The sequence below is a fragment of the Lacrimispora sp. genome, from assembly GCF_036758025.1.
In the GTDB taxonomy this organism is placed as follows: Bacteria; Bacillota; Clostridia; order Lachnospirales; family Lachnospiraceae; genus Lacrimispora.
This window is the reverse complement of the sequence record NZ_DAIOXM010000013.1, coordinates 68514-83384: the sequence shown is the minus strand read 5'-3', so window position 1 is coordinate 83384 and position 14871 is coordinate 68514. Positions and strand designations below refer to the sequence as shown.

General features: G+C 46.2%; 15 protein-coding genes. 14 read left to right on the top strand and 1 reads right to left on the bottom strand.

Features of this window, described 5'->3' with window-relative positions:
- Positions 1–2: 2 nt before the first annotated feature.
- Positions 3–1349 carry a 4Fe-4S dicluster domain-containing protein gene (locus V7M78_RS12505; RefSeq protein ID WP_333649994.1) on the bottom strand — a complete coding sequence of 449 codons (1347 nt, stop codon included), beginning with the start codon at positions 1347–1349 and terminating at the stop codon, positions 3–5.
- 239 nt (positions 1350–1588) lie between these two features.
- Between V7M78_RS12505 and V7M78_RS12500 the strand changes: the two genes are divergently transcribed.
- The 14 genes from V7M78_RS12500 to V7M78_RS12435 all read left to right on the top strand — a co-directional run bounded on the left by V7M78_RS12500 (position 1589) and on the right by V7M78_RS12435 (position 14842).
- Positions 1589–2167, top strand: a complete 579-nt coding sequence (locus V7M78_RS12500) for a DJ-1/PfpI family protein (protein WP_333649992.1) — start codon at positions 1589–1591, stop codon at positions 2165–2167.
- A 154-nt stretch (positions 2168–2321) separates the two neighbouring features.
- Entirely contained in the window at positions 2322–4844 is a 2523-nt protein-coding gene (locus V7M78_RS12495; protein ID WP_333649990.1) for a glycyl radical protein, read from the top strand.
- Positions 4845–4878: 34 nt separating this feature from the next.
- Complete coding sequence (locus V7M78_RS12490) at positions 4879–5796, top strand: glycyl-radical enzyme activating protein (protein ID WP_333649988.1); 918 nt, start codon at positions 4879–4881, stop codon at positions 5794–5796.
- 38 nt (positions 5797–5834) lie between these two features.
- Positions 5835–6611: a propanediol utilization microcompartment protein PduB gene (gene pduB, locus V7M78_RS12485; RefSeq protein ID WP_333649986.1), complete on the top strand. Its 777-nt coding sequence runs from the start codon at positions 5835–5837 to the stop codon at positions 6609–6611.
- A 25-nt stretch (positions 6612–6636) separates the two neighbouring features.
- The gene (gene pduA / locus V7M78_RS12480) at positions 6637–6915 is read left to right on the top strand and encodes a propanediol utilization microcompartment protein PduA (protein ID WP_158377204.1); all 279 of its coding nucleotides are present in this window, start codon (positions 6637–6639) and stop codon (positions 6913–6915) included.
- Between the two features lie 72 nt (positions 6916–6987).
- Positions 6988–7731 carry a hypothetical protein gene (locus V7M78_RS12475; protein WP_333649982.1) on the top strand — a complete coding sequence of 248 codons (744 nt, stop codon included), beginning with the start codon at positions 6988–6990 and terminating at the stop codon, positions 7729–7731.
- Positions 7728–8594: a BMC domain-containing protein gene (locus V7M78_RS12470; RefSeq protein ID WP_333649980.1), complete on the top strand. Its 867-nt coding sequence runs from the start codon at positions 7728–7730 to the stop codon at positions 8592–8594. Before V7M78_RS12475 ends, V7M78_RS12470 begins: the two co-directional genes overlap by 4 nt.
- 35 nt (positions 8595–8629) lie before the next feature.
- Complete coding sequence (locus V7M78_RS12465) at positions 8630–8893, top strand: EutN/CcmL family microcompartment protein (RefSeq protein WP_333649978.1); 264 nt, start codon at positions 8630–8632, stop codon at positions 8891–8893.
- Complete coding sequence (locus V7M78_RS12460) at positions 8893–10263, top strand: aldehyde dehydrogenase family protein (protein ID WP_333649975.1); 1371 nt, start codon at positions 8893–8895, stop codon at positions 10261–10263. Before V7M78_RS12465 ends, V7M78_RS12460 begins: the two co-directional genes overlap by 1 nt.
- Positions 10264–10374: 111 nt before the next feature.
- Complete coding sequence (gene metK / locus V7M78_RS12455) at positions 10375–11556, top strand: methionine adenosyltransferase (protein WP_333649973.1); 1182 nt, start codon at positions 10375–10377, stop codon at positions 11554–11556.
- A gap of 31 nt (positions 11557–11587) precedes the next feature.
- Positions 11588–11866, top strand: a complete 279-nt coding sequence (gene pduA, locus V7M78_RS12450; RefSeq protein ID WP_333649971.1) for a propanediol utilization microcompartment protein PduA — start codon at positions 11588–11590, stop codon at positions 11864–11866.
- 60 nt (positions 11867–11926) lie between these two features.
- Entirely contained in the window at positions 11927–12565 is a 639-nt protein-coding gene (locus V7M78_RS12445) for a phosphate propanoyltransferase (RefSeq protein ID WP_333649969.1), read from the top strand.
- Between the two features lie 24 nt (positions 12566–12589).
- On the top strand, positions 12590–13408 hold the full coding sequence (eutJ, locus tag V7M78_RS12440; protein ID WP_333649967.1) for an ethanolamine utilization protein EutJ: 819 nt from the start codon (positions 12590–12592) through the stop codon (positions 13406–13408).
- A 30-nt stretch (positions 13409–13438) separates the two neighbouring features.
- Complete coding sequence (locus V7M78_RS12435) at positions 13439–14842, top strand: aldehyde dehydrogenase family protein (protein WP_442914651.1); 1404 nt, start codon at positions 13439–13441, stop codon at positions 14840–14842.
- Positions 14843–14871 lie beyond the last annotated feature (29 nt).

Genomic DNA, 14871 nt, shown 5'->3' with positions numbered 1-14871 from the left:
CTTCATTCTGCACAAATGATAATTTCGGAATTGGAAACCGACCTTACCCGGCCGCAAATACTCGCGTGAATATTAGCTCCCAATGCTTTTTCCGGAATCCTTCCGATCAGCTGCCCGGCCTCCACACTGTCACCGACAGCGACTGCAGGAAGGGCTGAGGCGCCAATGTGCTGCTGAAGCGGGATATGCACAACGCCAGGCATGAGCTCATGGCATTTCTCTATGTGGTAATCGTAATATGCATCCACACCAAGCCTGGCGGCAATTCTCCTGGACGGAACACGGCGGTAAGAACGTTCCTCCAGCTGCTGAAACGCGTCCAATGGTTTTTCGTACCGGAATCCTTTTTGGCGCAGCAGGCCTTTTAAGTAGATGTTCACCTGCCTTGGTTTTAATCCCATAGGACAGGCATATGTTTCGCATAAACCGCATTCACTGCAAATCATGGCATCTTTCACGTGGACATCATCCAAAACATCTTCAGGAGACTGGGCATAGGCCAGCTTGCGCATGATCATATGGGGTCTCAGCGGATGGCCGGTTAAATATCTGGGACACATCTGGGTACAGTAGGTACACTGGATACAGCTCATCTTTGCCCGTTTCAATGACACGTTCACAGGAATCTGGTGATTCACTACCAATGGGGCGTCATCCGGTACAAGTATAAAACCGGAGGTTGTTTTCGTTACAACAAGCTTCTCTGCTTCCTGCATACTATAACATTTTCCCATAAGCGGCCCGCCGGCAATTACATGGCAGCCGGAGGCTGCGGGCCCGCCGGCTGCCTTAAGGCATTCAGCGAAAGAAGTTCCAAGGGGCGCATGTACAATACAGGGAGAAGCTACTGCTCCTGTAACCGTCAAATATTTGCTTGTAAACGACTCTCCCCGGGAAGCTTGATAGATCGAATACGTAGTGGCAAGATTAGACACCACAGCGCCTACATCCAGTGGAATTCCCGAAGGAGGCACGGTACACCCCGTTACATCACAGACCATAATCTGCTCGTCTCCGGCAGGATAGAAATTCCTCATCTGAAACAGCCGTACAGGACTGGACTTTTTTGAGATTACAGACTCCAATGCCTGGATTTCCTGGCGGTAAGTTTCTTTCAGCGCAATATGTATATGGCTGGCCTTTACCATCTCAGCCATCATCTCAGCCGCAGTGATGATCTCATCGGATTTGTGAATCATCAGCCAGCGGTCTGTACGCAGAAGGGGCTCGCATTCGGCAGCATTGATGATCAGATGTTCTACCGTACAGTTTAATTTGACATGGGCCGGAAAACCAGCTCCTCCGCATCCGACAATACCTGCATCTTTTATTTGTTCTAACAGTGACATAGCTGTACTCCTTTCGTGAGAATAAAACATACTCCTTTATCATTATAAAAAACGGGAAGAGAATACTCAATTACGCCTCAATCTAAAAAAGGGTAAAATCCAATACACTTGCCTGCGGACAAAGTGTGTCTGGATTGTGGGGTAATCTGGTCTGCTTATTATAAAGAGGGATGTTTGTGATTTGATATAATAAAACAAGTACAAATGATGTTCTGCCATATGAAAAAAGGAGGGAGCAAGTGAAGAAAGTATTGATGCTGGCTGGTGATTACACAGAAGATTACGAAGTCATGGTGCCGTATCAGACATTGATGGTGGCGGGGCTTCATGTGGATGTGGCCTGTCCGGGAAAATCGGCTGGAGATACGATAAAAACCGCCATCCATGATTTTGAAGGGGATCAGACCTACTCAGAAAAGCCGGGGCACCTTTTTATGCTGAACGCTGATTTCAGTTATCTGAAATTAGACCAGTATGACGGACTTTTTCTCACCGGAGGAAGAGCGCCGGAATATTTAAGGCTGGATACCAGAGTGCTTGACATTGTCCGCTATTTTATGGAATTGAAGAAACCGGTGGCAGCTATCTGCCATGGGGTTCAAATTCTTACGGCCGCAGACGCAGTGAGGGGGATAAGGCTTACCGCCTATTCTGCAGTAAAGCCTGAAGTTCTGGCTGTGGGAGGAGAGTATGTGGAGGTGCTTCCCCACGAAGCAGTGATCAGCGGAAATTTGGTAACTTCCCCAGCCTGGCCTGGAAACGTGGAACTGCTGAAAGGTTTTTTGAAATTGCTGAATGTACGAATCGACTGCCCTTGATAAGTGAAAAGTCTGGATTGTACATTTTTTCAGTTTTGATTCTATTTAGCTCTGTTAAGCCCAATAAGGTATGATGGAGCCCATAAGACATTTGCTGCCCGGTTATTTTGCAGTAAGTAAATAAAAGATTTATATAATGTAAAGGAGGATTATCATGATTGCAAGAGGTTTTACAGAACCAACTGAGAGGGTGAAACGCTTAAAGAAAGCGATTGTAGATGCTATCCCTTATGTAGAGTCTGAACGTGCAGTGCTCGTTACGGAATCCTACAAAGAGACAGAAGGTCTGTCTCCCATTATGAGACGTGCAAAAGCAGCAGAAAAAATCTTTAACAGCCTGCCTGTTACGATTCATCCGGATGAATTAATCGTAGGTGCAATTACAAAAAATCTGCGCTCCACGGAAATTTGTCCTGAGTTCTCTTATGACTGGGTAGAAAAAGAATTTAAGACCATGGGAAGCCGTATTGCAGATCCCTTCCAGATTCCTGAGGAGACTGCAAGGGAGCTTGCAGATGCGTTTAAATATTGGGAAGGCAAGACTACAAGCGCTTTGGCTGATTCCTATATGTCAAAAGAGACAAAGGACTGTATCGCTAACGGCGTATTTACGGTAGGCAACTATTTCTACGGCGGTGTGGGACACGTATGCGTTGATTACGGCAAGGTTTTAAAGATTGGTTTTACCGGAATCATTAAAAGTGTAATCGAAGCCATGGAAAAACTGGATACCAGTGATCCGGAGTATATTAAGAAGAAAAACTTCTATGAAGCATTGGTCATTACATATACAGCAGCAATTAATTTTGCACATCGCTATGCAGCAAAGGCCAGAGAAATGGCTTCCGCCTGCCTCGATCCTAAGAGAAAAGCAGAGCTGCTTCAGATCGCAGCAAACTGTGAACGGGTTCCGGAAAGAGGAGCTTCCAATTTCTATGAAGCCTGCCAGGCGTTCTGGTTTGTCCAGATACTGCTTCAGATTGAGGCAAACGGACACTCCATTTCTCCCGGACGTTTTGACCAGTACATGAATCCATACCTGGTTATGGATAAAGGCATTTCCAAAGAATCCGCTCAGGAACTGGTTGATTGTATCTGGGTTAAATTAAATGATGTAAATAAGACACGTGATGAGATTTCCGCTCAGGCATTTGCAGGCTATGCCGTATTCCAGAACCTGATTGTAGGCGGACAGACAGAAGACGGTCTGGATGCAACCAATGATGTATCTTATATGTGTATGGAAGCCGTTGCCCATGTAAAGCTGCCGGCACCTTCCTTCTCCATTCGTGTTCACCAGAATACTCCGGACGAATTCCTGTATCGTGCGTGTGAAGTGACCAGACTTGGCCTTGGTGTTCCGGCCATGTACAATGATGAGGTTATTATTCCTGCCCTGTGTAACAGAGGTGTATCGCTGGCAGATGCAAGAAGCTACTGTATCATTGGCTGTGTAGAGCCTCAGTGCCCCCACAAGACGGAAGGCTGGCATGACGCCGCATTCTTCAACATTGCCAAAGTTCTTGAGATTACCTTAAACAATGGCAAGGTAGGCGACAAGCAGTTAGGACCGGTAACAGGAGATATGACTTCCTTCACCAGTCTGGAGGATATTTTGGAAGCTTATCAGAAACAGATGGAATACTTCGTATACCACCTGGCAGAAGCAGACAACTGTGTGGACTTTGCCCATGCAGAGAGAGCACCCCTTCCGTTCCTGTCCGCACTAGTAGACGATTGTATCGGAAGAGGCATCAGCGTTCAGGAAGGCGGAGCTATCTATAACTTCACCGGACCCCAGGCATTCGGCGTTGCTGACTCAGGAGATTCCCTGTGTGCAATCAAGAAGCATGTATTTGATAACAAAGAAATCACCATGGCACAGTTGAAAGATGCTCTGGCTAATAACTTCGGTTATGGCTGCGCTTCCAACAGCACGGCAGCTATATGTGATGATGAAGCGAAGATTTATGAAGCGGTTAAGAGAATTTTAAGCAACAACGGTTCTATTAATCTGGCAGACCTTCAGGCTCAGTTAAGCAGCCCGCAGACAGCTTCTGCAAGCGGAAATGGTGACTATGCCCAGATTAAGAGAATTCTTGAGAATACTCCCTGGTTTGGCAATGATGACGATGAAGTTGATATGATTGCAAGAAAATGCGGCCAGATCTATTCCTATGAAGTGGAGAAATATAAAAACCCAAGAGGCGGCCAGTTCCAGGCAGGCTGCTACCCTGTATCCGCAAACGTATTGTTCGGAAAAGATGTCGGAGCTCTCCCGGATGGAAGACTTGCTAAGACACCTCTTGCAGACGGTGTTTCCCCAAGACAGGGCAAGGATACTAACGGACCGACAGCAGCTGCTATGTCCGTAGCAAAATTAGACCATGAGAATTATTCCAACGGTACTCTCTATAACCAGAAGTTCCTTCCTTCCGCATTGGACGGAGATGAAGGCCTTCACCGTTTCGCCTCTGTGGTTCGTTCCTACTTTGACCATAAGGGCATGCATGTACAGTTTAACGTAATTGACAAAGAGACCCTGTTGAAAGCTCAGGCAAATCCGGAGGATTATAAAGACCTGGTAGTCCGTGTTGCCGGCTACAGTGCCCAGTTCACCGTATTGGCAAAAGAGGTTCAGGATGACATTATCAGCCGTACAGAGCAGGAATTCTAAACCATATCCATAAACAACAGGGAAGGGAGTCAGCATGCATTCGATCAATTATAATCTGACAGGAACAGTGTTTGACATTCAAAGATTCTCCCTCCATGACGGGCCGGGAATCCGTACTATCGTGTTTTTAAAAGGCTGTCCGTTATCCTGTAAGTGGTGCAGCAACCCGGAATCCCAGCATATAAAACCTGTGATTATGTATAAGCAGGCTGATTGCCTCCATTGCGGCCTTTGTATTACGGCTTGCAAGATTGGGGCAATCAGCCCCCGTAATAAGGGCTTTATTAACAGGGATATCTGTACCGGCTGCGGTGAATGCGTGAATGCATGTCCGTCTGGCGCACTGGTAATTAAGGGCAGGACCATGACAATCCAGCAAGTTGTGAAAGAATTGAAAAAGGATGCAACTACCTACCGCAGGTCGGGAGGCGGAATCACCCTGTCAGGCGGGGAACCCCTGGTACAGCATGCATTTGCTGCAGAGCTTTTAAAGGCCTGCAAGGCTCAGGGCTGGAACACTGCAATAGAAACTACGGGAATCGGCACAGAGGAATCAATTGAAACGGTTATTCCCTATGTTGATACTGTTCTTCTTGATATTAAGCATATGGATGGGGAACAGCATAAGAAATTTACCGGTGCGGATAATGAATCAGCTAAGAAAAATGCACCCCGTATCTGCCAGATATCCAACACAGTCATTCGCATTCCGGTTGTGCCGGGCTTCAATTTTTCCGCAGAAGCAATTAAGGACATTGCTGAGTATGCAAAGACACTGATGGGAATCAGAATCATCCACCTGCTGCCTTATCATTCCTTTGGTGAGAATAAATACGGCTTGTTAGGCCAGGATTATGAGCTGAAGGATATAAAGCCTTTAAGGTCCGAGGATTTGGCGGAAAGTAAAAAAATTGTAGAAAGCTTAGGCTTTCAATGCATCATAGGCGGATAAAACTTATATTTAAGCTATATTGAGAATGGAGGAAAATCATGGATCAGCAGTTAATTGAAAAAGTAATGAAACAAGTGAGCAGCGAACTTGGCATCAAGCAGGAACCGGAAAAACCAGCCTGCGGCAGTGCTGTGGGGTTAACAGAGTTTGTAGGAACAGCCATTGGCGATACCATTGGTCTGGTAATCGCAAGCGTTGACCCGATGCTGTTAGACATTATGAAATTAGGAAAATACCGTTCCATCGGCATTATCGGCGGAAGAACCGGAGCAGGTCCTCAGATTTGGGCAGTGGATGAAGCTGTCAAAGCTACAAATACAGAGATTATTTCTGTGGAGCTTGCACGTGATACCAAAGGAGGAGCAGGACACGGCAGCTTAATCTACATCGGAGCTGATGACGTATCCGACGCCAGAAGGGCGGTTGAAATTGCACTTTCTGTTCTGCCTAAATATTTTGGTGATGTTTATTCAAATGATGCAGGTCATCTGGAGTTTCAGTACACGGCAAGAGCCAGCTACTGTTTGGAGAAGGCCCTTGGCGCCCCGGTAGGAAAAGCATTTGGAATGACCTGTGCAGGTCCGGCAGCTATCGGTACGGTTCTGGCAGATATCGCAGTAAAAGCAGCAAACGTTGAAGTAGTAGGTTACTGTTCACCGGGCGGTGGAACCAGTTATTCCAATGAGGTTATCCTTACTTTTACCGGAGATTCCGGTGCCGTAAGGCAGGCAGTAAAGGCAGCCATCGAAGCAGGAAAGAAGATGCTGGGCTCTTTGGGAGATGTCCCCAAATCCAGCACAACACCGTACATTTAATAGTTGAGATTAAGGAGGTTCCTTTATGAATGCAGATGCATTGGGAATGGTTGAGACAAAAGGCCTGGTTGGCGCTATTGAGGCAGCCGATGCCATGGTAAAAGCAGCAAATGTTACGTTAGTCGGATATGAAAAAATCGGTTCCGGTCTTGTAACTGTAATGGTCAGAGGTGACGTAGGAGCTGTAAAGGCGGCTACAGATGCAGGAGCAGCTTCAGCGGCAGCAATCGGTGAAGTAGTTTCTACCCATGTGATTCCTCGTCCTCATACAGATGTGGAAAAAATCATTCCTCATCTGGACTAATAAAGCAAGCAATTGCAGCGGGAGAACCTCTGTCCGTCGGGCAGGGGCTTCTTCTGAAATGAGGTGAAGTTGATGATAAGTGAGGAACGCTTAAGAGAAATTGTGCAGCGTATCCTGACCGAACTGGAGACGGAAGAGAAACTGAAAAGGAAGCAGAGAAAGATTTATATGCTTTGTACCTCTCATTGGGATGACAGGTTTCCTGCATATTTGAAAAAAATGACAGAATCACCGGACTTTGTGGTGTACCCGGTAATTCCCTTATCCTGGAAAAAACAGGGATATGAGGAGATTCTCCTTGCTTACCCATCCTGCGGCGGTATTCTTTACCGTTCCTGTGAAAAACCCCTTGATTTGGAGCAGACCGTCACCGTCCTTCCAGTGGTGCCAAGGGATGTAGTTGTTAAGACTGCTCTTTGTATTGCAGACACCTATGAGACGAATTGGATCGCCTCCTGCATGGAGGCCGGAAGCCAGGTGGTATTTGCCAGAAATGGCCTTGCCAGATTTTCCGGAAAAGAACCGGAAGCTTATAAAAATCAGATTTTGTCTTATTACAGAACAGTCCTTACATATGGGATTACGATCTGCGGCGGAGAAGAGGCGGTTCCTCAGCCGGTTCCAAGAACCGAAAATGCGGCAGTTTGCAGGAACGATGAAAAAAAGCGTGTCATTACAGCCTCTAATATTGAGCAGATGGCTGTAAACGGCGTTCTGTTTATTAACCGTAGGGACATTGTGACAGATTTAGCATTAGACAGGGCGAAATTCCTGAATATTGTTTTAAAAGAGCAGGATTGTGAGGTGAAAGGATGAAGCAGTCATTGGGACTGGTTGAGATTATCGGCATGTCCACAGCGGTTTTGGTGGCAGATGTTATGGTAAAAGCAGCCAATGTCCGGATAATAGAAATGGAAAACTCAAAAGGCCTGGGTTATATGACTATTAAAATCCAGGGGGATGTAGGAGCCGTAAAGGCAGCCGTTGATGCAGGAAGCCAGATGGGCCGTATCTGTGGAAAACTGGCAGGCTGTAAAGTGATTCCGCGCCCCTCTGATTATGTGGAACAAACTTTTTGCAGTCCGAAAGATCCTGCACCGTCTGCATTGCCAGTGCCTGAACAGGAGGTTATAGAGCTTCCGAGTGACAGGGAAGCGGGAATACCGGGGGAACCTGAAATATTGGGAACACCTGAAATATCAGGAACATCTGAAACACCAGAAGTATCCGAAATATCAGAAGCACCAGAAATACTGGAAACATCCGGAGCATCCGAAATATCAGAAGCACCCGAAATATCGAAAACACCGGAAATACTGGAAACACCGGAAGTATCCGAAATAACTGAAACACCGGAAATACTGGAAACACCCGGAGCATCTGAAATATCAGAAGCACCCGAAATATTGGAAACACCGCAAGTATCCGAAATAACCGAAACACCGGAAATACTGGAAACACCCGGAGTATCCGAAATATCTGAAACACCGGAAATATCCGAAGCACCTAAAACACCCGAAACACCGGAGCTTCTGAATGCAATTCCGGCGGAAGAGATCGGTGAGGCAGAAGGTTTGACGGAAGAATCGGAAAAAACAGTCAATAAGGTAAAGAAACCGGCTTCCGGTACCGCAAAGAAAACAACAAGAAAAACAAGCCATGAGAAAGGCGATCATTAATGGTACACCATGTTTTTAGGTGAAAGGAACATAATATGAAATTGGCTAAAGTTATTGGAACCGTTGTGGCAACAAGAAAAGACGAGACGTTGGTAGGACATAAGCTGATGATTATCAGGCGGATTGACGGAAACGGCAATTTCATTGATTTAGAGGAAGTGGCAGTAGACTATGTAGGGGCAGGAATCGGCGAGCTGGTGCTTGTCGGCCAGGGCTCATGTGTCAGAGTGGATAAGAGAAAGAAAGAGGCTGTTATCGATATGGCAATTATAGGCATTATCGACTCCATGGACGTTTAGTGTACCATCTACGGTTATTTATAAGGAATTGTTTCGGAAAGGAGGTAATGTCTGACATGAAAAGCAGTATTTATTCCAATGTAACTGATGCTGTATCGGCGGTGAAATGGGCCTGTGACAGGTATACAAAACTGAGTATGAACGAGCGTCAGGAAATTCTGGAAGCTGTGAAAGCAGCACTGCGACCCTTGATAAAAGAGCTTGCAGAGATGACTGTGGCTGAAACAAATATGGGAGTGATACAGGATAAGGCAGATAAAATAAGCCTTGCCATAGAAAAGACGCCCGGTACCGAGGATTTAATTACAGAAGTGAATACCGGAGACCACGGTATGACTTTGTATGAGTTATCACCTTTTGGTATTGTATGTGCCGTCCACCCCTGCACAAACCCCTGTGCCACGTTAATCAGCAATACCATCGGTATGCTGGCTGCAGGCAACGGCATCATACATTGCCCGCATCCAAGGGCAATTAAGGTGTCGCAGTATCTTACAGGTGTTATCAGTGATGCAATTCGGGGCGTATGCGGGATTGATAATCTGGTAGTGACTCTTCACGAAAGCCTGATGGGATTTACAGCAGAAGTCATGAGCCATCCGGATGTGGATCTGGTGGTCTGCACAGGCGGCAGCAGTTCTCTTCGTCAGGCTATGACATCAGGAAAGAAAGTAATTGGAGCAGGTCCGGCCAATCCGGTTGTCATTGTAGACGAGACGGCTCATTTATCAAAAGCGGCCAGGGATATCGTGCGCGGGGCTGCCTTTGACAACAACTTGATGTGCACCTCGGAAAAGTGCATGGTGGTAGTTGATAAGGCGGCAGATTCCTTCATTTTTGAACTTTTGAAAAATGGCGTCTACTATGTAAAAAATGAAGAGGAGATTCAAAAACTTCTTCATGTGACAGTGACGGAAGATTTTGTAATTAATAAGAAGCTGGAAGGACGTTCTGCTGATGAAATACTCCAGTGCGCCGGCATCTGCTGTCACAGCAGTGTAAAACTCATTGTGGCAGAAACCGGGCCAACGCATCCATTTGTAACTTTGGAGCTTTTGATGCCGCTGGTGCCATTAGTGCGTGCCAAAGATTTTGACGAAGCTCTGGAGATGGCACTTGACATTGAACAGGGCTATAAGCATACAGCTGCGTTGCATTCGGAATCCATTGAACGGCTGAACCGGGCTGCTAAGCTGATGCAGACATCGGTGTTTGTAAAAAACGGTCCGTCGCTGTTGGGAATTGGCTTTGATAAAGAAGGAAATACCAGCTTTACCATAGCCACCACTACAGGAGAAGGAACTACATCAGCCAGGCACTTTGCCCGCCGCAGAAGGTGTACCCTGACCAGCGGTTTTTCTATCCGTTAAAACAAAAAAACTTTATGTCCAAAGAGCGTGGACAATAATAAAGAAGCACCCTTCGGGTATACCACTATGTCCAAAGAGCATGGACAAAAATAATGAAAGCAGGAATATGGTATGAAAGAGGAACAAAATACAGCATATTTTGTAACTTCTGAATCCGTGACAGAGGGCCATCCTGATAAGATATGTGATCAGATTTCAGATGGAATTCTGGATGCTTATCTGGAACAGGATGAAACCTCACGGGTGGCAGTGGAAGCCATGGTATCTGCCAATACGCTGATGCTGGCGGGAGAGGTTACCTCCAAAGCTCAGATTGATGTAGTCAGCAAAGCCAGAGAAATCATCCGAAATATTGGCTATACAACAAAGAACAAGGGATTTGATGCAGATACCTGCATGATATTTACCAATATTCATAACCAGTCTCCGGATATTTCTATGGGAGTCACGAAAAAATCGGATGGCAAAAAGGAGATCCTGGGTGGGGGGGACCAAGGGATCATGTATGGTTATGCCGTGGATGAAACAAAGAGCCTGATGCCTCTGCCCTGCGACTTGGCAAACCGTCTGGCAAAACAGCTGGCGGATGTCAGAAAGAGACAGGGAAATGGGTTTCTGTTCCCGGATGGAAAAACTCAGGTGACTATGAAATATGATGAAGATGGAGAGCCTGTTTCCATCCACAGCATTGTGGTTTCCACACAGCATGGGGAAGATATTCCCCATCAGATATTGGAAGCGTTTATCCGCTGTGCAGTGATTGAACCGGTGGTTGATTCTAATTGGATCACTCCCATGACAAAAATCCATGTAAATCCAACGGGACGTTTTGTTATCGGGGGACCGGCAGGAGACACAGGCCTTACGGGGCGGAAAATCATGGTAGATACATATGGAACGGTAGGAAAACATGGAGGCGGTGCATTCTCAGGAAAGGATTCCACCAAGGTAGACCGTTCCGCAGCATATATGGCCCGTTATGTAGCCAAAAATATTGTTGGTGCAGAGCTTGCCAGACGCTGTGAGGTTTCTCTCGCCTATGTGATCGGCGGGACAGAACCGGAAGCAGTGACCATCAATACCTTTGGAACAGGAAGGATTCCGGACCGTCAGATTGAGCGTCTGGTGGGCAACGTATTTTCTTTTTCTGTAGCAGATATCATTGCACATTTGGATTTGAGAAGGCCACAGTTTCTAAAGACGGCAGCCTATGGTCATTTCGGAAGAACAGACCAGGGATTTCGCTGGGAAGAAACTGATAAGGCATGGATGTTAAGGCAATTAGCAAATTAAAAACAAAAAAGATAGCAGGAGGAACAGAATTATGCAAAATGAAGCATTGGGAATGGTTGAAACAAAAGGTTTGGTAGGGGCAATTGAGGCAGCGGATGCCATGACAAAGGCAGCTAATGTCGTTCTCATCGGATACGAGAAAATCGGCTCAGGACTGGTAACTGTTATGGTTCGGGGCGATGTAGGAGCCATAAAGGCTTCTGTAGATGCAGGTGCGGCAGCAGCTTCCAATGTAGGTCAGGTTGTATCCCAGCATGTAATTCCAAGGCCTCATACAGATGTGGAGAAAATTTTACCAAAGTCATTGTAATCCGTGGTCATAGGCTGACAATCTGCTGAATGTTCAAATTCCGAAAAGGGGTTTTACACAATGTTAAATGATGCATTAATCAGGCTGGTTGCCAAAAGGGTAATGGAAAAAGTCAATGAATACAATACTTTTAAAATACCTGTCGGAGTTTCCAACCGCCATGTCCATGTGAGTCAGAAGGACTTGGAGACGCTGTTTGGCAAGGGCTGCCAGCTTACAAAGAAAAGTGATTTAAAACAGCCAGGGCAGTACGCCTGCAATGAAACGGTGACAGTACGGGGACCTAAGGGGGAATTTGAGGGAGTCAGAATATTAGGGCCGGTCAGAAAACAGAGTCAGATTGAGATTTCCAAGACGGATAGTTTCCGTCTTGGAGTCCGGCCGGCCATCCGGGAATCCGGTGATCTGGAAGGAACGCCGGGGCTTGAAATGATTGGCCCGAACGGAACGGTATCTCTCCATCAGGGAGCCATTATTGCACTGCGCCACATACATATGCGGCCGGAACAGGCTGCTGCACTGGGCATAAAAGACAAAGACCTGGTAGAGGTGGAAACCTTTGGGGAGCGTCACGGTGTATTCGGTGATGTGCTCATCAGAGTATCCGAGGACTATCATCTGGAGATGCATGTAGATTTGGATGAAGCCAATGCATGTGCACTGAATAACAATGATTATGTAATGATCAGAAAGAAATAAACAGGGAGGAAAAGAGGAGTAAATATGCTGATAACCAATGAGGTATTATCTGAATTTGCAGAGTTAATACAGAAAGGCAAATCCAATCCCTTTTCCGGCTCCCTGAAAGCCGGAGTCGATTTGGGAACAGCCAATATCGTACTGGCTGTGACTGATGAGTCTAATCAGCCTGTTGCAGGAGCCACTGCAGAGTCTAAAGCAGTAAAGGATGGGATTGTAGTGGATTTTGTTGGCGCCATTCAGACGGTCAGAAGATTAAAGGCACAGGTTGAAGAACTCATAGGCATGGAGCTGACCACCGCTGCCGCTGCCATTCCCCCAGGTATCCTGGAGGGGAATGTGAGATGTATTGCCAATGTGGTAGAGGGGGCAGGTTTCGATGTGACCAGCATCATTGATGAGCCTACAGCGGCGGCAAACATACTGGGAATTCAGGATGGCGCTGTAGTGGATGTAGGGGGCGGAACCACTGGCATCAGTATCTTAAAAGATGGAAAAGTCATTTTTACGGCTGACGAACCAACAGGGGGAATCCATATGACCCTGGTATTAGCAGGTTACTATGGCATTTCCATTGAGCAGGCCGAGGCTTTGAAGAAGGACTTGTCAAAAGAGGATTCAGTCTTTCCTATTGTGAAGCCTGTGGTAGAAAAGATGGCTTCTATTGTTAAAAGGTTCCTGACAGGTTATGGGGTGGATCAGGTTTATGTTGTAGGCGGTGCTTGTTGCTTTACGGAATTTGAGAACACCTTCGAAAAGGTGTTGGGAATCACTACGGTTAAGACAAATGATTCGCTCCTGGTTACACCTTTGGGGATTGCCTGGAATGCAAAAACAATATAGAAAAGAAGGTGTGATAATTTGGAAATAGATATGAGAGTAATTGAGCAGTTGGTATCTCAGGCTTTAAAGGAAATTCAGACAGAACAGCCGGGGCTGTTTCATGAGCCTGAAATAGAACGTTACGGCGTATTCGCAACCATGGACGAAGCCATAGATGCTTCCGAGGCGGCACAGAAAAAGTTACTGCTTGAAAAAATTTCAAAGCGTCAGGAATATGTGGATGTGATCCGAAAAACCGCACTGAAGCGGGAAAATTTAGAACTGCTTTCCAGATTAGCAGTGGAGGAAACGGGAATTGGTAATTATGAACACAAGCTGCGAAAGAACACTTTGGCTGCAGAGAAGACCCCTGGAACAGAAGATTTGATTACTGATGCATTGACTGGGGATGGCGGTATCACCATTACCGAATATTGTCCCTTTGGTGTCATCGGCGCAATTACCCCAACCACCAATCCTACGGAAACGATTATTAACAATTCGATTTCCATGATTGCCGGCGGAAATACTGTTGTATTCAGCCCTCACCCAAGGGCGAAGAAGGTTTCCCAAATGCTTGTAAAAATGCTCAATAAGGCATTGGCCGAAGCAGGAGCACCGGCCAACTTAATCACCATGGTGGAGGAACCGTCTATCGAAAATACAAATAAGATGATTGGTAATCCCAAGATCCGTCTTTTGGTTGCTACAGGCGGCCCGGCTATTGTCAGTCTTGTCCTTTCCTCCGGAAAAAAAGCCATTGGAGCGGGGGCCGGAAATCCTCCTGTGGTAGTGGATGAGACAGCGGATATTGAAAAGGCGGCAAAGGATATCATAGATGGATGCAGTTTTGATAACAATGTTCCCTGCATTGCCGAAAAAGAAGTTTTTGCCGTAGATTCTATCTGCGATTATCTGATTCACAATATGAAGTTAAACGGCGGGTTTGAGATCACAGATATGGAAATGGTAAAAAAACTGGTTGAGTTAGTCACAACCGATAAAGGTGGGCCCAAGACATCATTTGTAGGAAAAAGTGCAAAGTATATTTTAGAGCAGATGGGAATTAACGCAGATCATAATATAAAAGTGATTATTATGGAGGTTCCTAAGGAACATTTATTGGTTCGGGAAGAGTTGATGATGCCTATCCTGCCGATTGTAAGAGCCGCAGATGTGGATACCGCCATTGAATACGCCTATGAGGCAGAGCAGGGGAACCGCCATACCGCTGTCATGCATTCTAAAAATGTGGAGAAGCTGAGCAAGATGGCAAAGCTTTTAGAAACCACAATATTTGTAAAAAATGCACCGTCATATGCAGGAATGGGAGCCGGGGGCGAGGGCCATACTTCGTTCACCATTGCAGGGCCCACCGGAGAGGGACTCACTTCTGCCAGATCATTTTGCCGCAAACGCAGGTGTTTACTTAGTGATGCATTCAGCATCCGCTGAAAAAACTTCTGCCAAAGGTAAGGGGACAT

Bases quoted from the DNA above. Each gene is read 5' to 3' on its own strand.
- V7M78_RS12490 (WP_333649988.1), top strand. From the start codon at position 4,879: ATGCATTCGATCAATTATAATCTGACAGGAACAGTGTTTGACATTCAA.
- V7M78_RS12495 (WP_333649990.1), top strand. From the start codon at position 2,322: ATGATTGCAAGAGGTTTTACAGAACCAACTGAGAGGGTGAAACGCTTA.
- eutJ (WP_333649967.1), top strand. From the start codon at position 12,590: ATGCTGATAACCAATGAGGTATTATCTGAATTTGCAGAGTTAATACAG.
- V7M78_RS12435 (WP_442914651.1), top strand. From the start codon at position 13,439: ATGAGAGTAATTGAGCAGTTGGTATCTCAGGCTTTAAAGGAAATTCAG.
- pduA (WP_158377204.1), top strand. From the start codon at position 6,637: ATGAATGCAGATGCATTGGGAATGGTTGAGACAAAAGGCCTGGTTGGC.
- V7M78_RS12470 (WP_333649980.1), top strand. From the start codon at position 7,728: ATGAAGCAGTCATTGGGACTGGTTGAGATTATCGGCATGTCCACAGCG.
- V7M78_RS12475 (WP_333649982.1), top strand. From the start codon at position 6,988: ATGATAAGTGAGGAACGCTTAAGAGAAATTGTGCAGCGTATCCTGACC.
- V7M78_RS12505 (WP_333649994.1), bottom strand. From the start codon at position 1,349: ATGTCACTGTTAGAACAAATAAAAGATGCAGGTATTGTCGGATGCGGA.
- pduB (WP_333649986.1), top strand. From the start codon at position 5,835: ATGGATCAGCAGTTAATTGAAAAAGTAATGAAACAAGTGAGCAGCGAA.
- pduA (WP_333649971.1), top strand. From the start codon at position 11,588: ATGCAAAATGAAGCATTGGGAATGGTTGAAACAAAAGGTTTGGTAGGG.
- V7M78_RS12445 (WP_333649969.1), top strand. From the start codon at position 11,927: ATGTTAAATGATGCATTAATCAGGCTGGTTGCCAAAAGGGTAATGGAA.
- metK (WP_333649973.1), top strand. From the start codon at position 10,375: ATGAAAGAGGAACAAAATACAGCATATTTTGTAACTTCTGAATCCGTG.
- V7M78_RS12465 (WP_333649978.1), top strand. From the start codon at position 8,630: ATGAAATTGGCTAAAGTTATTGGAACCGTTGTGGCAACAAGAAAAGAC.